We start from the raw sequence: 17,937 nt of genomic DNA on the forward strand, positions 1-17,937 counted from the left end.
TGACCCACTCCAGGAGCAGCACTAGGCGGCGATCGTGCGGGCGGTGGCGTAGACGTCGGCGGGTAGGGCGTGGTGAAGCCGCCAGAGAACCCGCATCGGCCGGTCGCCAGTGTGCGACTCGTACGTCATGGTGCCGGCGTAGAGATACGGCGGCGCGCCCAGATCGCGGTCGGCGATCCGGGTCTCCCGAACGAAGAGGTGCACCGTCGAGCCACTCGAGACGTAGCGCTGCCCGGTTGCCGATGCTGCCGAGGTGGTGCTCTGCGACTCCCACTGAAACAGGGTGTCGGTGATGGCCCGGTCGGCGTACATGGTGGTGGGGGAGTAGTGCGCCTCCGACTTGACCAGCGTGACGAAGAACAGGTCAGCGCCGGCGTCGGGCAGCCACTTCACTCCCTCACGCAGCGATCCCGGGTTGGTCATCCCGAAGGCGGCGCAGGCCTCGTTGCGGCTGTAGCGGGCGTGCACCCGCAACGGCACCCCACCCGGAGCGACAGTCGGCGTGACCCGATGGATGCGGTCCCGTAGCACCTCGGCTACCTGCCGCAACTCGGTGCAGCGCGCCGGGTCCTTCCACAGTCCGGTCAACCGCTCGTCGCGCCCGGTCAGGGGCGCGTTCGGCCCCCAGAGGCTGAAGTGCAGCATGTCCAACAGTCGGCCGTTCCCGTCGTACACCTGCTGGCCTGGCGCGGGCGGTCCGGCCGCGACCCGGGTCAGCAGCTCCAGCCGGTCGACGTCGTCGGTGTGCAGCATGCGGCCGATGGCGCGGCCCAGCTCGCGGTCGTCCGGGCCGGGCGCGGACGTCTCGATGCCGGCGAGTCGCCGCAGCCCGGTCCAGCCGCCGATGCTGGCCGAGCGGTACACGTCCTCGATCTCCAGGCCGGTCTCGCGAAGGAACGTCGTCAGGCTGACGTCGCCGAGTTGCCGCAGCTCAGACACCAGACCGGCCTTCGAGGTGGGCAGCGCGTTCTTCAGATTGGCGAGCACCACCTCCTTGGCCACCCGGTCCAGCTCGACGTGGCAGCCGCTCGGCAGGCTGGGGAAGTCGTCGCGGACCGCCTCGGTGATCGCCCGTCGGCTCACCCCGGTCAGGGCACGCCACCGCCTGTCGAAGCGGAAGTTCGCGTGCTGCCCACCGATGAAGTCGAGCACCGTGAGGCAGGGCTTGTCGTCGTCGAGGCGCAGGCCACGGCCGAGCTGTTGCAGGAAGATCGTGGCGCTCTCGGTGGGCCGCAGCATCAGGATCGTGTCGACCATCGGCAGGTCGACGCCCTCGTTGAACAGGTCCACGGTGAAGAGCACCCGCAGCTTGCCGGCCTTGAAGTCCCGCAGTAGCCCCTTCTGCGTCGCGCGGTCCACTCCCGACGTCACCGCCGCCGCCTCGACGCCGTGTTGCCGGAACCAGTCGGCCATGAATTCCGCGTGCCCGATGCTCACGCAGAACCCGAGCGCCCGCATCCGCCCGACGTCCACCTTGTCGCCGACCGCACGCAGCACCGACCGTGCCCGAGCGTGGTTGCCGGTGTAGAGGACGTTGAGTTCCGCCAGGTCGTAACCCTGCCCGCGCTTCCAGGTGACCTGCGACAGGTCAACGTCGTCGTGCAACCCGAAATACTGGAACGGCGCCAACAACTGCCGCTCCAACGCCTCCCACAGGTGCAGCTCAACGGCCGCGCGCCCGTCGAACCACCGGCGCACGTCGCCGCCGTCGGCCCGGTCGGGCGTCGCCGTCAACCCGAGGAGTACGCGGGGACGTAGCCGCTCCAACAGCCGCGCGTACGTCGGCGCCTCCGCGTGGTGGAACTCGTCCACGATCACCATGTCGTACGCCTCGGGGTCGACCTCCCGGCGGTGCAGTGACTGGATGGAGGCGAAGACGTGCTTCCAGCCGTTCGGCCTCTCGCCCGCGACGAGCGTTTCACCGAAGCTGCCGTCCCCCATGACCTGCCGGAACGTCGACAGGCTCTGCCGCAGGATCTGCTCCTGATGGGCGACGAAGAGCAGCGAGTCCACCCTGCCCGCCTTGTGCAGCCGGCGGTAGTCGAGGGCGGCGACCACGGTCTTGCCGGTGCCGGTCGCCATCACGACCAGGTTGCGCCAGCGCCCGTGCACCAGCCGCTCGGCGTCCAGGTCGGCCAGGATCTCGGCCTGATACGGGTACGGGCGTACGTCCAGGTTCGAGATCTCGGTGGGCGCCTGGTCGCGGCGCTCCCCGCTCAACGCGTGCCGTAGGCGCTCGGCGTCCCTGGCCGCGTCGTACGTCTCGAACGCCGGGTCGTTCCAGTAGTCCTCGAACGTCGCCGTGAACGTGTCGATGACGTGCGGCTGCTCGATGTTCGAGATGCGGACGTTCCACTCCACGCCGTCCACGAGCGCGGTCTTCGACAGGTTCGACGAGCCGACGTACGCGGTGGTGGTGCCGTTGTTGCGGCGGAACAGCCACGCCTTGGCGTGTAGGCGAGTGGTCCGCGTCTCGTACGACACCTTGACCTCGGCGCCGAGTTCGGTGAGCCGGTCGAGTGCTCTCTGATCCGTCGCGCCGAGGTAGGTGGTGGTGATGACGCGGACCTTGCCACCTCTAGCGATCAGCTCGCGGATGGCTGGCTCGACGATGCGCAGGCCGTACCACTTGATGAACGCGCAGAGCAGATCGACGCTCTCGGCCGACGCCATCTCGTGGTTGACCTCGTGGCCGATGCGGGGCTGGTGGCGGCCGTTGACCAGCAGCGCGCCGGTGGAGAGGGGAGTGGTGGGGCGCTGCGGGAAGGCTGGCAGGGCCGGTGGGGTTGGTGGGGCGGCGATGGCGTGGAGCAGGTGCTTGGCGTCCGTCACCTGGTCCTGGTGTGTTGCCGCTTTTGGGCTGAGGGCGGCGATGGCCTCGGCGATCTGGTTCGCCATCGCGACCTGGTGGTGGAGCTTGTCGTCGCCGCTCGGGACGGCTTGCAGGGCGCGGGCGGCCAGGGTCGCTATGTGGCGGGCGAGAGTGTGGTGCGCGTCGGCGGGGTCGAGCTTGTGGTGTTGGACCAGAGCGGGATCGACATGCTGGAGGCGGTCGGCCAGCTCACGGGTGATCAGGTGCTCGTAGACGCCCCGCTCAAGATCCGTCATTACGGCACGGTATCTCTCTGTGGCTGCGCTGCCGTTCGCCGCGCCGGGGAATTTGACGCCGGGCTGTCGCTTGCACTCTCCGGTGGGAACATCAGGACCCGAACGTCCGGCAGGGCAGCGAAGGCCCGTTCAATCAACGGATTGATCTCGTTCCAGTCGAGACCGCCGTTACCGCAGCCCAGCGCCGGCACTGCTATCGAGGAGATCCCGTGCTCGCGAACAACGCGGACGAGGTCACACAGTCCGTTCTGGACATCTGTCACCTTCGAGCTGGTACGCCAGTGGCCCTTTGTCGGAAAGTTGATCACGTAGCGGCCTGGTCCTGGGCGAGCCGAATCGAAAAAATGCACCTGGCCTAGTTTGATCACTTGGGCCGCACACGCTGCCCGGTAGGCGGCGTAGTTGGCCGGGTAGGCACGCTTGAACTGCAGGGCGATCCCTTTGCCCATCACACCCACGGTGTTGACCGCGTTGACTAAAGCCTCGACATCAGCGGTCAGCAGGTCTCCGTGCGCGGTTATGATCATGGGCGTGCCTCCCTCGTGGTAACTCTTAGTACCAGCTGGGACCGACATCGACGTACGCGGCGATGCCGCCACGACAGTCCGACGGATAGAGCCGCCGCTGAGGAAGCTCCCCGAGTCTTCCCTCAAGCCGTAGAAGAATTTGTGGAATTGCAGCTAGCGGTCCAGACGCGGGCGGAACTCGTCGCTGCGAACCAACACGTCAAAGGTTGGCGCCCTGCCCCAGCTTGGCCGCAGTTTTGTTACTTTTATCCACCCCCAGGATTTGTACGCGATCTGAGCAGCGGCATTATCAGGGCGAACCAGGAGCGTGGTCCGCAGCTCAGTCCGCCGTGCGACCAGTTCATCGTGTAGCGCCCTAGCAATGCCCCGACGGCGCCAGGCAGGACGTATCAGCAGTTCACTGAGGGCAAAGGTTCGCCTACCGTCTTCCTCGGTAAACCCGGGCGGCACTGGCTCGTGGATTCCTTCCCACCACCGGGTATCCGGAGGTAGCGGAAAACCGTAGATGTAGCCGAGGAGGACCCCGTTGACTGTTGCGCTGATCAACTCCCACCCAACTCGCTGCATGTGGAGGTCAAGCTGCCGCCGGTAGCGGTCCTCGCTGTAGAACTCGCCGCCATCCGCGTAGACCTCTAGGTAGAGCTTCACAAGCTGATCTAGGATTTCCTTAGCTTCGAAGGCACTGTAATGGCGCAGTTGCAAACCCTCGATCACGCACTCACCGCCTGATCGTAGGCGTCAACGAACTGGCGGGTTGTCGTGGTTGCTTGCCGTGGTGCCGCCAAATGCCCACGCACCTGTGCGAGATGCTGACTCACTCGCTTCGAGTTGATCTGGCGTACGGCGGGCAGCACGTCCAGAGCGATACGCGCCGCTTCGTTGACGTCGCCCTGCTGGTACGCCGCCTCCGAGAGCCGCACCGCGTAGTAGACCTGGTTCCGTCGATGACTAGGCGAGGGGTTGGCAGTGATCGCGCGCAACGACTGCACAGCGCGCTCGGGCCTGTCGAGGGCGAGGTAGGAGAGCCCTTCGATCCCGTTCAGCTCTTGCTCGTTCACGAAGTGAACGAAGCTCTGGTCATCTTCATGGGCGCCGCGGTCCAGCTCTCGGCGGGCCTTGGTCATTTCGCGGCTGAATCCACTGGCGTCCCTGAACACTGCGTAGGCATGGGCCCTCCGTAGGTGCAGCAACGTGCTGAGTCGAGGCGTGGTCCACCCGGCAGAGATCCGTAGGGCTGCCTCTGCGCAGTGCAGCGACTCGCCAGGCTGATCTTCGCGGATCAACAGCGACAGGTGTGTGAGCGCACGGACTTCCACCTGTGGGTCATCCGCGATTCGGGAACGAGTGATCGCCTCATGCAGGTACGGCCTTGCCTCGGGTCGGCGATCTGCGTCGATGGCGAGCCAGGCGGCCTCGATGGACAGATCAGCCAGGGCGCTCTGGAGCGCGTCACCGACCTCTCGGCTGTAGCTCGCCCGCGCTGCCCAGGCCGACAGCCTGGTGTGCGCTTGCATGGCGACGTCGCAAAGCAGGTCGGCCCCGACGGCCGCGTCGGCCCGCCGGAGATCGTCAACCAGGGAGCTGGCGAGCCGTACCTGTTCCATGCCGATGTTTCCCGGCACCTCAGCAGGCGGCCCGGGGAGCAGGTACGTGTGACCGCCTGCGGCGAGTCCCGCGAGTGCGGCCAGTACGTTGAAGCGTCGACGGTCCGTAGCGCCACCCCCTTGGCTTGGTGCCTGCTCCACGTTAACCGCCTTGGCTGCCCGTTCGCCTCGCTCGACCACCTGATCGTCGCCATGGGCGCTATTTGTCTTGACGCCCACGGACCTCGGCACCGTCCAGCAATGCTCATCGGGAAGGCGGAACCAGAGACTTCCCGGCGGCACCCGAAGAAGCTGTGCCCAATGCGCCAGCCGATCCAGGTGCACCAGCGGCGGCCCGTTTTCCACCCGGCTGAGTTGCGCCTGTGTGATCCCCAGCCACCCGGACACCACGCTCTGCGGCAACGCGACCCGCCCGTGGTACGGATGGCAGCGGTACGCCCGGATCACCCGCCCCAGATGCCGCTCGGCGAGGGCCTGTCGCACCGGCTCGTGTTCCCAGAAGCTCGCCGGCACCACCGGTGGCCTGCTCAACCGGTCCCGTTCGGCGGCCTGGCACGGCGTACACCGGCCGCTGTCGTTGTCCCGGGCCAGCCGTCCGCCGCACCGAGGGCAGTTCGCGTGGGTCACCGGCGGCTCCGTCCGTCTCGCCTGATCGAGCCTATCCATTGAACACGCTGCGTGCAGCGCTGGTATACGCGCGACGCATATCTCAAGGACCGCCCAACAAGGGAGCAGATGCTCAGGCCGGACGAAGCAACCGCAGCGCCTCGACCACCATCGCCCAACGATCCTTCTCGCCCACCGGGTTGAGCACCTTCCCCTTGGCGACGACTACACCGGCCCCGCGCAGCACCGCCACGTGACCCGCATACGCCGGATGGGCAGCCAACTCCGCCTTCACGTGTGGAAACGCAAGGATCGGCAGCCCCGCCCCCAACGACTCGTTGAGGACGCCGAGCGCCAGCGTGTCGTTGATGCCCAACGCCCACTTCGTCACCGTGTTGAACGTGACCGGCGCGGCCACCACCACATCAGCCGGCGGGTGCGGCTCGGGGTCGCCGGGCATCCGCCACTCCACGCGTACGAGATAGCCGGTCTTGTTCTGCAACGCCTCCCGGTCGAGCCACCGCGCGGCGGTCGGGCTGACGATCATGCACACCCGCCAGCCGTCGGCGATCAGCAGATCGACCAGCTCGTCGACGTGTTCCGCCGGACCCGCGGCGCAGACGACCAGATACAGCACCGGACGTTCCGTCATGCCCGCAGTCTGCCCGACCAGGATGACGCGTAGTCGACCGCATACGGGTCGCGCATGCTGCCGATGATCACCGTGGCATGCTGTTTCGCCTGGTCAGACGCGAGAGTCGACGCATGGCCCGGGGCGGGTGCTGGCTTCGGGTTGCGCCGGCCCTCAACGGCGCAGCTCCATCCCGCCCGCCCCGGTGCCGCTCGATCCGCCAACCTCTCGGAGCCGGCATGCCCACCCTGATCGACGACGACCATCCGTCTCACGCGAGCCTGGCCGCAGCCTGGGCGTCGGTCGATGTGCGGGCAGCCGGCGACTTCTGGTGCACCCTCGAAGACCGCCGGTCCGGCCTACTCCCACACCGCGACGCGCCGCTGTTCTTCACCGCGCTGGGCCGCCTCATGGTCGGCGACGACCCTGCGGGCCGGTCCGCGCTGCTCCTGGTGCTCGGCCGCGCGTACCGTCACTTTGCCCTGCTCCCGCACTCCACCACCATCGGCGACGCGCTGCTCGCCACCGTGGCCCGGCACGCGCGCCCACTGTGGACACCACGACTCGCGCTCGCCGCGGAGCGCGCCCTGTGCCGCGCCACGCACGCCATCCGCCAGGCCGCCGCTCGCGTCGGCGACGGCCGGGCCTGGTGGCACGTCCAGGTGATCGGCCACGAGCGGCCGTCGCCCGACATCGCCATCCTGACGGTACGTCCCTGGCGGCGACTGCCCTTCCAGCCAGGCCAGGTGGTCCCGGTGTGCACGCCGCGCCTGCCGGGCCGCTGGCGCTGGCTTTCGCCGGCCAATGCCCCGCGCGCCGACGGCACCGTCGAGCTGCACGTCCGCGCCGTACCCGCCGGCATCGTCTCCCACCGCCTGGTCCACGAGGTACGCCCCGGCGAGCAACTTTGGCTCGGTCCACCCGGCGGCACCGGGCTGACCCTCGACCGGTCGCGCACGAACGATCTGCTGCTCGTCGCCGGTGGCACCGGTCTGGCGCCGCTGCGCGCCCTGGTCGAGCAGGTCGCCGCCGCACCGGATGGCCGGCGGGTGACGCTCGTCGTCGGCGCGCGCAGCTTTACCGACCTGTACGACGCGATCACCCTCGACAAGCTGCAATGCGCCCACGACTGGCTCACCGTCGTGCCGGCGTTCTCGGCCGATCCCTGCGCCGAGCCGGCCGAGCAGGGCGACGCCCTGACCATCGCCCTCGACCACCACCAGCCCGGCCAGGACATCTACCTGTGCGGTCCGCCTGCGATGATGGCCGGCGCCCGATCCCGGCTCCTGGCCCTCGGCATCCCCGCCACCCACATCCACACCCCCGCAACCTTCACCCGCTGACAGCCGGATGCCGCAGTCGACACAACCTGCCGGGTCCCTGCGAGGTAGATAGATTCACTTTCTCCTATCCGAAAACACGAACAATTCAGGCGATGCCTTGACCCTCGTCTTGTTAGCCTGACCGCCAATCCACAATCGTGGGAGATGAACATGACGGGACATTGGGAAGCAGACCGCACTGCGAGCTTCTCGCGCAGACTCGGCAAGTCGGCCGCGGAGCTGGGCGAGAGTGGGGGAACGACGACGTGTCCCGACGTCTGGGAGCTGTCGAACGGCGATGTCGCGGTCATCGGGCGTGATCTGACCGACGTCCTTACCACCCGGCTACCCCACGGTGTGAGCGTCGGTGCGGACGAACGGGTCGTCGTCATCCCGCGAAGCATGCTCGTTGCCGCCAAGCCGGACATCCCGGATGCGTGATCTGTTGGATGCGGTCGGCCGGCAGCGGCTGAGCCTCGCCGAGTACGACGCCGACTTCTACGCGACAGTCGAGTCGACCGACGGCCCGATCCTCAAGACCGAGCGGATGCAGACCTTCCGTGAGCCGGGCAGCCCCAGTTGGGAGGCGTACGCCGATGGCCGATGGGAGGATGCTCTTCGGATCGCGGCGGAGCCGAACCCGGAGTTGGTGGCGTTCTTCGCGCACCTTGACCAGCTCGGTTCCGGCCTTCGGCGCCTGCGGATCGTCGAACTTCCGTTGACGCCGTACCTGGTCTGGGAGCTGCATTTCCTTCGCTACCGGGCGGAAGCCGGGGAGCAGATTCGCGTGTTGGACGCGGGCTCGGTGAGCGACTGGGAGGCCGCGGCCGGCTTGGTTCCGGAGCTGATGGTGGTCGGCCGTCAAGCCGTCTACGAGGTCATCTACGACGATTCCGGCACCCCTGTCGGTGCGGAGAAGACAGTTGAACCGGCCGTGGTGGCGGGCTGCCGAAGTCGCGTGCTGTCGCTGCTTGAGCAGGCCGAGCCCTTCGAATCCTTCTTCCGTCGAGAGGTTGACGGGACGAGGCCGAGACAGCCGCAGCTGTAGTAGCCTGCCTCCACCAGCGAGCGTGGAGGCAGCGTGCCCCGACTCCGGATGGTCTCCGATCTGGCCCGTCGATCCGCCACGCCAACGATTCTGCTCCTTGCCGTCCTGGCCATGCTGGCGGCCGTTCTCCTTTCGCCCGCTGTTCTGCTCTGGATCGGCAAGCGGCCCGGGTACGACTGGCCGCTGTTGGGCAACGTCGGTCAGACGTACGGTGCCGCGTCGGCGATCCTCGCGGCCCTGGCGCTCATCGGTGTTGCGTCGTCGCTGGTGCTGCAGTCCCGGGAGGCGAAGGCGGCCCGGGAACAGGCAGTACGCGCCCTGCACACCGACCTGCTCAAGATGGCGATCGACGATCCGGCCCTTCTCGAATGCTGGGGGCCGATCGAGGACGCCACCGACCTCGAATGGTTCCGCAAGCACGTCTATGCGAACCTGATCGTGACCCACTGGCAGTCGATGTGGGAGGTGGACGTTCTCAGCGCGCCGCACCTGGAGGTACTCGCCGATCAGTTCTTCAAGGGTCAGGTGGGGCGGCGATTCTGGGCGGAGGCGCGTGGGCCGCGACGGAAGGCTGAGACGTCCCGGCGCGCGCGGCGGTTCACAGCGATCGTTGATCGCCGGTATCTCTTGGCAGTCGCGGCAGGACCGGCGGTGAACGAGCCTGCTACGGCTGTGCCGAACGCAGGCCCCGAGTCGAAGTCTCGGCGAGAGGCCGGAAAGGGTCGTGCCGCGGTGCTCGCGGTCGGAGTTGTGTTGGGAGCTGCGGCCTTCATCGCCGGCCGCCGTCGCCGTCAGGGCCGCGATGCCCACCGGCAACGTCTTTCACCGCCTGGCCCATGAGGTACGCGGGTTGCGGCACGTGTCGCCAGGAGGGCTGATGCCTGTGAGTCATCTTGATGACTCACAGGCATCACGCTCACCAGGGCAAGGCCGGCCGGACACGCCTCATGCCACTCGGCTGCGGGCACGAGGTCAGGAGGAGACGTCGCCGAATTCGCGTACGCCGTCGACGTCCAGCGTGATCCGGGCGTTCTCGGTCCACTGGCCGGTGGCGGCGAGCCAGCTCGGGTCGTCGCGCTCGTCGATGTCACTCCAACTGTGCCGGTGGTGCCGTAGCTGGATCGGCCCGGTCGACTCGCCCGGCTCCAGCATGCCGTCGGTGAAGGTCAGCTCGACCCAGCCGAAGATCGGCGTACCCGGGATCGGGTAGCCCGGTGGCGTGGGTGTGCTCGACGCGGGCGGAGCCGGCGGTGGGATGAAGAACTGCACGGTCTGCCGGATCCGGTCGCAGCCCAGCGCGGCCCAGTCGCAGTTGGGCGCCAGCGAGGTGTTGGCGCCCTCGAAGCGCAGGTAGTAGCGCACCCGCACGGCGCTCAGGTCGAGTGGCCCGGAGCCGGTGTTGGTGACCTTCAGGGCGTGCTGGATCTGGTTGTTGGTCGGAGACCAGTCGAGATTGAGGTAGCTGACCGTCGCGCGACCGTTGGCGGTCCGCACGGTGGTGACGGGCGAGGTGTCGGAGAAGCCGCCGAGCGCGCGGGCGGCAACCGCGATCCGGTACGTCGTGCCGGGCGCGAGGTCGGTCAGCGTGATCGTGCTGTCGATCGACGTGCCGAGCCAGCGGTACGTGTGCGGACCCAGCGGCACCTGCACCTCGTAGTTGATCGGCTGCTCGGCGGCCGGATCGCCGATCCAGGTGGATGGCGCCCAACTGAGGGTGAGCTGGTGTGGTTGGTTGACCACCACCGTGGGACTGCCGGGGGTGCTGATCGCCGGGCCGTCGGCACGGGCGGCGTCGACGGCGAGCAGGCTCGCCAGCGCGGCGAGGGCGACGGCGGCGGTCACGCGACGGGCAGGCATGACCGAATGGTAGCGGCAATAAACATCGATCAATGTGATGTCTCACCTGTTGGCGGGGGTGCGGGGCGGTGCCCCAATAGCGCATTGTCAGGATTCTGCACGTATTCGAGCTGGCGATCAATCAAGTGTCCTCAATACGCTGATCGGGCGGCCCATCCATCGCGAGGTGTCGAATGGTCATTCCCCGTCCCGTTGTCGCCGTGCTCGCGGCCGTACTCAGCTGGTTTTTGATCGTTTTTCCGACGCCTGGTCCGGCCGGCGCCGCTCCGGCCGGCAGTCCGGAAACGGCCGATTATCTGGCTGCCCACCCGGGCGGTAAGGCGATCAACGACAACGAGATCAGTTACGACGGTGGGGATTTCGTCGTGACCCTGCGGCGGCCGATCGGGACGCTCGCCGCGGCCGACTGCCCCTCGGGCTGGTACTGCTTCTACGAGTGGCCCAACTACGGCTATCCCCGGGGTCGGCTGTCCGACTGCGGACGGCAGAGCCTCGCCACCTGGTACTGGCAGTTCCGCGTCGAGTCGGCGCACTACAACCTCACGAGCGGATCCGTCGCGTTCTACTACTACGACACCCGGCTCTTCGACGTCGGTGCCGGAAACCGGGTCCGCAGCGACGCGTCCCCCTACCGCAACTGGCCGAACTACGTGCAGCGTCGCTGCGGGTGACGTCAGTCGCAGCCGGGCGCGGTGGTCCGGTTGGTCCGTTCCTTGTGCAGGAACAGCACATAGTCGAGGGTCTGGTTGTCGGTAACCGTGGTGGTCTCGTGACTGAGCAGCTCGCCGGTGTTCGGGTCGAACTGCACGGTCTCCCGCCGGTCCTCGATGTCGGCGCTGAAGGCCAACCCGGGTCGGTCGTCCCAGTCCGGGTACGCGCCCCGCTCCTGGATGCCCGGCGTGGCCGCCAACTCGAACAGCAGCGCCGAGATCTGCCCCGGGCTCAGCAGGTGGTAGCGGAAGAGCCGACTGACCACGTTGACCATCCCGGCGGCGGTGCGCAGTTCCGGCGGTAACTCGCTGAGTTGGGCGGCGAGCTGACGGCGCAGCTCCGACGGGTCCACGGAGGGCACCGGCGGCACCTCGGACAGGTCGCCCTGGCCGTACCGGAACGACGCGGGCGCGCCGGGGCCCCGACCCCTGGTGGTCGTCGTGACGACCCGGCGACCGGACAGCGCGGTACTCCACCACAGGCGCTCGTCCCGGTAGCTGCCCCGGTCGACCCCCGGCGCCAGGTCCGCCGGAGCCCAGACCCGCAGGCAGGACAGGGTGTACGTCCCGTCGGTGGGGCGCGGGGCGATCCCGGCGACGGCCAGCGCGAGGTCGGCGAGGCGCTGCGCTCTGCCGGCGTACCCCGGGGTTTCCGGCGGCGGTACGGCGCCCGGCGGTGCCTCGGTCGTCGGCGTGACCGGGGCCTCCCCGCGCCCCCTGATGTTGGAGGCACCGACCGCCACCAGTGACGTCAGCGTCACCCCGCCGCCGAGCAGGATCACCAGGACGGCCCGCAGTTTGGGTGGCAGCCCGCTGGTCCGGCCGGAGGCCGTCGGCGGCACCGGAGGCTTCGCGGCCGAGGGGCGGCGGGGCCGCGGGATGGCGTTCGTCCGGGTGGCGACGACGTGCCGGGGTGCCGACCGGTTGGCGCGTCGGTTTCCGTCCCGGTTCAGGGGCCGCCCCGGCGCGCTGGCGCTGGTCGCCGTCTCGGTCGCCGATCCCGGCCGGCCGCCGACGGCCGCGTTCCCGTGCCAGCCGCCGGGCACCTGGCGTGGCGGAATCGCCACCGTTCCCCACCGCCACCTTGGTGCCTCCGGGATCGACGGACGTCGCGGCTGGTCGAGGTGCTCCCGGTCCAGTGGGGCACCCCGGTTCTGCTGGCTCGGCTGCGCGCCCACCGCGTCGAACCGGGCCGGCCGGTCGTTGCCCGGGAACGCGGGCTGCGGGTCTGCGCCGACGAGCGGCACGGTGGGCAGGCCGGCCGCGGCAGGTGGGACGACATCGGGGCGGAACTCCCGCTGGTAGGCGAGCGCCGCGTGGGCGGCCAACCGGAAGTACCAGGCCCGACCGGCGCGGCCGGCGTCCTCGTAGGTGCAGCAGATCAGTGCCTGGCTCAGCAGGGAGAGCAGGTACTGCGCCCGCCAGTTCACACCCCAGTTGCCGTCCTTGGCGACCGCCAACCCGACCGCGTAGCTGGCCTTGATCACCTTGGCGGGCAGCGCGGGCAGCCGGTCCGACGGGCGTTCACGCGGGTCGATCAGCAGGGTACGCAGGGCGTCGGCCTGCACGCTGCGGGTGCCGGCCGTCAACTCGGCGAGGACGGCGTCCAACAGCAGGCTGACCAGGTCCCGGGTGAGCGGGGCGTCGACCGCGAACCGGTCGGTGTCCACCAGGCAGAACTTCTTCACATGCACCGACCACGTACCGGAGGACGGGAAGAGAGCGTTGCCCCTGTGCAGATCCCCGTGGGACACCCCGCAGAGCTGGTCGAGCGGATCGCCGTCAAAGAGCGAGTTGCCGTCGCCGAACCGGAGGGGGTTGGGGACCACGGTGTTGGTGGCGGGGTCGAGCAGCCAGTCGACGTCCAGGTCGTGCAGACCGAGCGCGTCCGCCGCCGTGTACACCTCGGAGATGGCTCCGGCGTCGGTCAGCTCCCGGCGCGCGAACTCCACGACGCTGGTCCGGCTGCTCCGCCGGCCCGCGCGGTGCCACCCGTTCCACACCGCGTCGAGCAGCGTGCGGTAGGCGTCCTTGAGTTGGTTGTCGCTGACCCCGGCGAGCGGGACGACCAGCTCCGCGCCGTGCGCGATGTCCTGGAACATCAGGTACCGGCCGTCACCGACCGGGTATCGCGGGTACGGCTGGCGGACCAGGTGGCGCTCGGCGAAGCCGGCGTCGACGGCGACGGCCGCCGCGTGCCGGGCCGCTTCCTCGATCGCCTGCCCGGCCGGAAGCACCTTGACGTACAGCTGCTCGGCGTCCCGGCCGTCCCGTCGCTGCACGATGATCGGGATCAGCTCCGCACCGCTGCGCCCACGACGTCGGGTGGCATGGCACGGAGGGCGGACGGTGGCATCACGCCCGGCCGCCCACTCCCGCAACGCGACCGAAACCGTCGCATCCTGTATGTACCGTTCGAACTCGTCAACGGGACCGTCGCCCATGTCCGCCGTTGGACCTTCCACGAAGTGGTGAAAGTGGACGCGGACGGCAGGGGTGGCACGTCCGAGTGAGGGATGCGCGGTAGACGCGGAAGTCAAGCTACCGCAACTTTCGGGCGAACGCGGTATTTATTCGCAGCTTCCCCCCGCACCTACCTAAAAGTAATAAATGGTCACCTTACGCTTTAGTCACATAGCGATCGGTGACATCCATGGCTGCGGATATCTGGGCGTGGTCCGTTACGCGACGTAGTCGGTTTGCAGATAACGCCTGGCCAGATGGTTACCTACCGTGAATTCGTCATCACGAACGGCTTGGCGTCGGCGTCGTCACGCCGCCGTCCGGCCTCAGACGGGAGAAACACCATGCGTACCACCACACAAGCCCGAGCGTTCGTACTCGTGCTCGGTCTCGCCGCGGCCGGGGCGGTGCTCGTTCCGGCGAGCCCCGCGGCCGCCGCGGTCCCCGGCCTGGTCCGGATCGCCGCGACAAGCGTCAGCAGCTCGGCCGACTTCCACTCCGCCACGGCCACCTGCCCGGGCACCAAGGTGCTCACCGGCACCGGATACGAGCTGAACGGTGTCACCGGTGAGGGCGTCGTCGACGACCTGCGCCCCAACGGCGGCGTCGCCACCGCGCCGACGTCCGTCACCGTGGGCGCCTACGAGACGGAGGCGTTCGCCGGCAACTGGTCGGTGACGGCGTACGCGATCTGCGCCAACCCGCTGCCCGGCCTGGTGCGGGTCTCCGCGGTCAGCGTCAGCGACTCGGCCGACTTCCACTCCGCCACGGCCGCCTGCCCGGGCACCAAGGTGCTCACCGGTACGGGATACGAGCTGAACGGTGTCACCGGTGAGGGCGTCGTCGACGACTTCCGCCCCAACGGCGGCGTCGCCACCGCGCCGACGTCCGTCACCGCCGGCGCGTACGAAGCTGACGCCACCGCACTGAACTGGTCGGTTACCGCGTACGCGATCTGCGCCAACCCGCTGCCCGGTCTGGTCCGCGCGTCGGCCGTGGGCGCCAACAACTCACTCGACTTCCGCAGTGTCGTCGCGGGCTGCCCGGCCGGCAAGGTGATGACCGGCGCCGGCTACGAGCTGAACGGTGTCACCGGTGAGGGCATCGTGGACGACTTCCGGCCCAACGGCGGCGTCGCCACCGCGCCGACGACAGTCGACTCGGGTGCGTACGAGGAGGACGCCTTCGCCGGCAACTGGTCCGAGACGTCGTACGCCATCTGCGCCACGGCGTAACCAACCATCCGGTGTTGCCTCCCCGCGAACACGGGGCGGCAACACCCGGTCAGCTCACGCGCCGCCCTGGCGTTGGATCCGCCCATCGCCCGAGACCTTGGCTCGACCCAGGTCGCGCTCGGTGCCAGCGGAGCCGGTCGCGGTACGGCGGTGACGTTGGTCAGGCGAGTGCTCCACCGTCGAACCCTGGCGGCCCGGAGCGCCGCTGCCCGGATGCCGCCGACCTCGCGCCGACTCGCCACCGTTGTCGTGTTTGTTCTGCTTGTGGCTACCCATGGATCGCGCGTACCCGGTCACCGTGCGGCTAGTCCTGAGCTGGCGGCGATCGGCCCGGTCGACGCTCGCTGGAGCGACCGGCCTCACGGATTCCAGTAGACGAGGACGCTGGCCTGGTCGAAGCGTCGCTCCTTCAGGTCGGCACGCCGTATCACCCAGTAGATGGTCGCGCCGCCCTGTCTGCCGCCGTGAAACTCGGCCAGCAGAACCCAGTCACCATGGTCGGGTGGCCCGTCCTCGCCGGAGTTGCCCGAGCGGTGGGCGCCCAACCAGGCGGGGTTGAAACCGTTGCAGTCAGTGCCGTAGCCACCCAGCAGCAGCGGCGTCGTATGGCCCTCGTAGGAGAAGGCGCCGTCGGGCACGTCGCCCAGGACGTCCTGCCACACCTTGGTCAGCTCCTCGAACGGAGGATCGCCCGGCAACGGCGGAGACCACGGCGGCCCGGGAATCGTCTTGACGTAGGGCAGGGAGATGTCGACCGTGAGGTGCAGGTCGCCCTCCGGGATCTCCGCGTAGACCTCGGCGCACTCCTCGTCTTCCGGAGAGAAGCCCGGCGGATACTGCTCTCGCTCCTCGACGGGCACGCCCGCCGGCACGTACATCACCTGGCCGTAGCCGTCCTCCTCGGGCCAACCGAACAGCAGCAGGTGGCCGTCGGCCGGTAGCGGAAGGTCGGTCACGTCTGCCGGAAGGGCGGCACAGTCGATGGTGGCGATCAGGGGGAACGTGGGGTCCTTGGCGTCGGCGGGAAGCAGCACCGGCCCACGGATGGCGCCCACGACCGGCCCGTCACCCTGCTGTTTCAGGAGCGCGGACGGGCGGGCGAGCCCCAGCCAGCGCTCCACCTCGGCGGCGGGGATGTCGCGGCGCAGCGCCTCGGCGCGGACCTGGTCGAGAATCTTCTCGTTTCGGGGAAGCACGCGAACACCGTAGATCAACCGTGCGACACCCACCGTCCCCGCCGATGAGCGCTGTCGCGGGTCAGAAGGCAGGCGCCCCGGCAATCGATACCGCGACTTTCCGTCGGCGGGCGGCGGATGGGAGCGCCCGTCCATAGCGTCCGAACCACGAACTTCCGCGAGCGCGCGATCTGAGGGAGGCCGCCATGGCCGACGTGTTGGTGTTACCGGGTGAGCGGGCACCAGTCACTGTGGACATAAGCCGCTGGCGGGCCGGGCTGCCGCCGGACGCGTGGCCCGACGTGCTGCCGGCGACCGGCGAGGTCTGGCGACGGGACGTCTTCGCGGTGGCCGACGCGTACCGGGCCGGCTCCTCGAGCGCACGCCACCTGTTGACCGCCGTGCTGGTCTGGGCCTACGGACCCATCGGGTACGGCCCGTGGCGCGCCACCAGGTCGCTCGACGCCGACCCGAACGGCGAACGCCTGGCGTACGCGCTGGAAGAGATGTCCGTGCCGGCACCCGACGAGGCCGCGTTGCGCACGGCGTACCGCCGCTTCGGCAGCCCCGACCACGCTCGCCTGCCCTGGCTGGGGCCGGGCCTGTTCACGAAGGTCCTCTACTTCGTCGGCTACCGGCGCGGGGAGGGCGGCGTGCAGCCCCTGATCCTCGACCGTGTCGTGGCCAGCCTCCTCCCCGCCGAGGCGGGCGTCGGTCGGCGCAACGGCTGGTCGTCCGAGGAGTGGCTGGCCTACCTGCGGTGGGCGGCCGAGCAGGCCCGGGTGTGGGCGATCGAGGCGGACGAGGTCGAGATGGCGGTTGTCGGCGGCGGGTGAGGCGACTATCGCGCCGCGCGCAGGCGGGCGTCGAGCGCGTCGAGGTCGGCGACGAACCAGATGTGCCCGCCCTGGTTCGACTCGTGCACCAGGGCGCGCAGCGCGGCACTTTCCGCGAGCTGCGCCGAGATGTCGCCGACGATGGCCAACCGCAGCCGGTAGTTGACGAACTTCTGCATCACGTCGCCCGCGAAGCGGGTGCCCAACGAGAAGAAGCGTTCGTCGAGTCGGTCGGCCGGCACGGCGACCACCTGGGCGCCGAGGAAGGCCGCGCCGATCAGGTCCAGCGCATCCTGCTCGGTGGTGACGGTCGGGCCGGCCGGGTCGCACACCATCACCTGCACTCCGGCGCGTTCCTGGATCTCGTCAGGCATCGTGGACCTCCCGGTCGAGTAGGCCGTTGTCGGCGTTGAGGACGGCGTCGAGCAGGTGCAGCAGTTCGGCGGTGTCGGCCGGGGCGCCCAAGATGATGACCTTCATCCGGTGGCGTCGTTCGTCGTACACCGTCTGCACCCGCAGCGGGTTGGCCTGGTCGTGGGCGGTGTTGGCGCTGGTGAGCACGAGCGTGCCGAGCCGGTCGGCGGCGGCCCGGTCGACACCGTCGATCTGCACGATGCTCGACACCTCCGCCGGCCCGGTCACGACGGCCGGTGCCTGCCCGGTGAGGGCGTCGAGATCGCTGGCGGCGATCCGATACTGCTTGCCGATCCGCACCGCGTGCAGCCGGCCCGAGCGGATGTAGCCGCGCACCGTTCGTACGTGCAGCCCGAGTCGGTCGGCGACCTGCTCCACCGAAAATATTTCTTCCTTCATTG

At 69.0% G+C, this 17,937-nt stretch carries 17 protein-coding genes; 7 read left to right on the forward strand and 10 right to left on the reverse strand.

Annotation, left to right across the window (positions count from 1 at the left end):
- Window positions 1-21: 21 nt before the first annotated feature.
- The 5 genes from AB0O48_RS26970 to AB0O48_RS26990 all read right to left on the reverse strand — a co-directional run bounded on the left by AB0O48_RS26970 (window position 22) and on the right by AB0O48_RS26990 (window position 6,497).
- Window positions 22-3,108 (reverse strand): DUF3427 domain-containing protein, encoded by a 3,087-nt coding sequence (locus AB0O48_RS26970; RefSeq protein ID WP_365069068.1) that lies wholly within the window; start codon window positions 3,106-3,108, stop codon window positions 22-24.
- A complete protein-coding gene (locus AB0O48_RS26975) occupies window positions 3,108-3,635 on the reverse strand; it encodes a macro domain-containing protein (protein WP_357242187.1) in 528 nt (175 codons plus the stop codon). Before AB0O48_RS26975 ends, AB0O48_RS26970 begins: the two co-directional genes overlap by 1 nt.
- A gap of 153 nt (window positions 3,636-3,788) precedes the next feature.
- Window positions 3,789-4,349 carry a GNAT family N-acetyltransferase gene (locus tag AB0O48_RS26980; protein ID WP_357242190.1) on the reverse strand — a complete coding sequence of 187 codons (561 nt, stop codon included), beginning with the start codon at window positions 4,347-4,349 and terminating at the stop codon, window positions 3,789-3,791.
- On the reverse strand, window positions 4,346-5,755 hold the full coding sequence (locus AB0O48_RS26985; RefSeq protein ID WP_357242193.1) for a hypothetical protein: 1,410 nt from the start codon (window positions 5,753-5,755) through the stop codon (window positions 4,346-4,348). Before AB0O48_RS26985 ends, AB0O48_RS26980 begins: the two co-directional genes overlap by 4 nt.
- Window positions 5,756-5,978: 223 nt before the next feature.
- Entirely contained in the window at window positions 5,979-6,497 is a 519-nt protein-coding gene (locus AB0O48_RS26990) for a flavoprotein (protein ID WP_357242196.1), read from the reverse strand.
- A 218-nt stretch (window positions 6,498-6,715) separates the two neighbouring features.
- Here AB0O48_RS26990 and AB0O48_RS26995 point away from each other — a divergent pair, with 218 nt between their 5' ends.
- From AB0O48_RS26995 to AB0O48_RS27010, 4 genes are all read left to right on the forward strand, one after another.
- Window positions 6,716-7,819 carry an FAD-binding oxidoreductase gene (locus tag AB0O48_RS26995; protein ID WP_357572438.1) on the forward strand — a complete coding sequence of 368 codons (1,104 nt, stop codon included), beginning with the start codon at window positions 6,716-6,718 and terminating at the stop codon, window positions 7,817-7,819.
- 144 nt (window positions 7,820-7,963) lie between these two features.
- Window positions 7,964-8,239, forward strand: a complete 276-nt coding sequence (locus tag AB0O48_RS27000; protein WP_357572439.1) for a hypothetical protein — start codon at window positions 7,964-7,966, stop codon at window positions 8,237-8,239.
- A complete protein-coding gene (locus AB0O48_RS27005) occupies window positions 8,232-8,846 on the forward strand; it encodes a DUF6879 family protein (protein ID WP_357572440.1) in 615 nt (204 codons plus the stop codon). The genes AB0O48_RS27000 and AB0O48_RS27005 overlap by 8 nt, the downstream gene beginning before the upstream one ends.
- A gap of 48 nt (window positions 8,847-8,894) precedes the next feature.
- Complete coding sequence (locus tag AB0O48_RS27010; protein WP_357572441.1) at window positions 8,895-9,686, forward strand: DUF6082 family protein; 792 nt, start codon at window positions 8,895-8,897, stop codon at window positions 9,684-9,686.
- Window positions 9,687-9,818: 132 nt separating this feature from the next.
- Here AB0O48_RS27010 and AB0O48_RS27015 read toward each other — a convergent pair whose 3' ends face one another.
- Complete coding sequence (locus AB0O48_RS27015; protein WP_357572442.1) at window positions 9,819-10,703, reverse strand: cellulose binding domain-containing protein; 885 nt, start codon at window positions 10,701-10,703, stop codon at window positions 9,819-9,821.
- A gap of 173 nt (window positions 10,704-10,876) precedes the next feature.
- On the opposite strand from AB0O48_RS27015, the gene AB0O48_RS27020 reads away from it, so the two are divergent.
- Entirely contained in the window at window positions 10,877-11,374 is a 498-nt protein-coding gene (locus tag AB0O48_RS27020; RefSeq protein ID WP_357572443.1) for a peptidase inhibitor family I36 protein, read from the forward strand.
- Between the two features lie 2 nt (window positions 11,375-11,376).
- On the opposite strand, the gene AB0O48_RS27025 is transcribed toward AB0O48_RS27020, so the two are convergent.
- The gene (locus tag AB0O48_RS27025) at window positions 11,377-13,857 is read right to left on the reverse strand and encodes a hypothetical protein (RefSeq protein ID WP_357572444.1); all 2,481 of its coding nucleotides are present in this window, start codon (window positions 13,855-13,857) and stop codon (window positions 11,377-11,379) included.
- Between the two features lie 363 nt (window positions 13,858-14,220).
- Here AB0O48_RS27025 and AB0O48_RS27030 point away from each other — a divergent pair, with 363 nt between their 5' ends.
- Window positions 14,221-15,111, forward strand: coding sequence for a hypothetical protein (locus AB0O48_RS27030; RefSeq protein ID WP_357242214.1), 891 nt, complete (start codon window positions 14,221-14,223; stop codon window positions 15,109-15,111).
- 359 nt (window positions 15,112-15,470) lie between these two features.
- Here AB0O48_RS27030 and AB0O48_RS27035 read toward each other — a convergent pair whose 3' ends face one another.
- Complete coding sequence (locus tag AB0O48_RS27035; protein WP_357242216.1) at window positions 15,471-16,307, reverse strand: hypothetical protein; 837 nt, start codon at window positions 16,305-16,307, stop codon at window positions 15,471-15,473.
- A gap of 185 nt (window positions 16,308-16,492) precedes the next feature.
- Between AB0O48_RS27035 and AB0O48_RS27040 the strand changes: the two genes are divergently transcribed.
- Window positions 16,493-17,122 (forward strand): hypothetical protein, encoded by a 630-nt coding sequence (locus tag AB0O48_RS27040; protein WP_357572445.1) that lies wholly within the window; start codon window positions 16,493-16,495, stop codon window positions 17,120-17,122.
- 5 nt (window positions 17,123-17,127) lie between these two features.
- Here AB0O48_RS27040 and AB0O48_RS27045 read toward each other — a convergent pair whose 3' ends face one another.
- Both AB0O48_RS27045 and AB0O48_RS27050 read right to left on the reverse strand, forming a co-directional pair.
- Complete coding sequence (locus AB0O48_RS27045) at window positions 17,128-17,496, reverse strand: DUF4180 domain-containing protein (protein ID WP_357572446.1); 369 nt, start codon at window positions 17,494-17,496, stop codon at window positions 17,128-17,130.
- Window positions 17,489-17,935 (reverse strand): helix-turn-helix domain-containing protein, encoded by a 447-nt coding sequence (locus AB0O48_RS27050; protein ID WP_357572447.1) that lies wholly within the window; start codon window positions 17,933-17,935, stop codon window positions 17,489-17,491. The genes AB0O48_RS27045 and AB0O48_RS27050 overlap by 8 nt, the downstream gene beginning before the upstream one ends.
- Between the last annotated feature and the right edge of the window lie 2 nt (window positions 17,936-17,937).

Source organism: Micromonospora sp. NPDC085948, assembly GCF_040686315.1.
Classification (GTDB): domain Bacteria; phylum Actinomycetota; class Actinomycetes; order Mycobacteriales; family Micromonosporaceae; genus Micromonospora.

Excerpts from the sequence above, each read along its gene's own strand:
- AB0O48_RS26995 (WP_357572438.1), top strand. The coding sequence starts at position 6,716 with ATGCCCACCCTGATCGACGACGACCATCCGTCTCACGCGAGCCTGGCC.
- AB0O48_RS27020 (WP_357572443.1), top strand. The coding sequence starts at position 10,877 with ATGGTCATTCCCCGTCCCGTTGTCGCCGTGCTCGCGGCCGTACTCAGC.
- AB0O48_RS27045 (WP_357572446.1), bottom strand. The coding sequence starts at position 17,496 with ATGCCTGACGAGATCCAGGAACGCGCCGGAGTGCAGGTGATGGTGTGC.
- AB0O48_RS26990 (WP_357242196.1), bottom strand. The coding sequence starts at position 6,497 with ATGACGGAACGTCCGGTGCTGTATCTGGTCGTCTGCGCCGCGGGTCCG.
- AB0O48_RS27000 (WP_357572439.1), top strand. The coding sequence starts at position 7,964 with ATGAACATGACGGGACATTGGGAAGCAGACCGCACTGCGAGCTTCTCG.
- AB0O48_RS27010 (WP_357572441.1), top strand. The coding sequence starts at position 8,895 with ATGGTCTCCGATCTGGCCCGTCGATCCGCCACGCCAACGATTCTGCTC.
- AB0O48_RS27015 (WP_357572442.1), bottom strand. The coding sequence starts at position 10,703 with ATGCCTGCCCGTCGCGTGACCGCCGCCGTCGCCCTCGCCGCGCTGGCG.
- AB0O48_RS26975 (WP_357242187.1), bottom strand. The coding sequence starts at position 3,635 with ATGATCATAACCGCGCACGGAGACCTGCTGACCGCTGATGTCGAGGCT.
- AB0O48_RS27025 (WP_357572444.1), bottom strand. The coding sequence starts at position 13,857 with ATGGGCGACGGTCCCGTTGACGAGTTCGAACGGTACATACAGGATGCG.
- AB0O48_RS26970 (WP_365069068.1), bottom strand. The coding sequence starts at position 3,108 with ATGACGGATCTTGAGCGGGGCGTCTACGAGCACCTGATCACCCGTGAG.
- AB0O48_RS27005 (WP_357572440.1), top strand. The coding sequence starts at position 8,232 with ATGCGTGATCTGTTGGATGCGGTCGGCCGGCAGCGGCTGAGCCTCGCC.
- AB0O48_RS27040 (WP_357572445.1), top strand. The coding sequence starts at position 16,493 with ATGGCCGACGTGTTGGTGTTACCGGGTGAGCGGGCACCAGTCACTGTG.
- AB0O48_RS27050 (WP_357572447.1), bottom strand. The coding sequence starts at position 17,935 with ATGAAGGAAGAAATATTTTCGGTGGAGCAGGTCGCCGACCGACTCGGG.
- AB0O48_RS27030 (WP_357242214.1), top strand. The coding sequence starts at position 14,221 with ATGCGTACCACCACACAAGCCCGAGCGTTCGTACTCGTGCTCGGTCTC.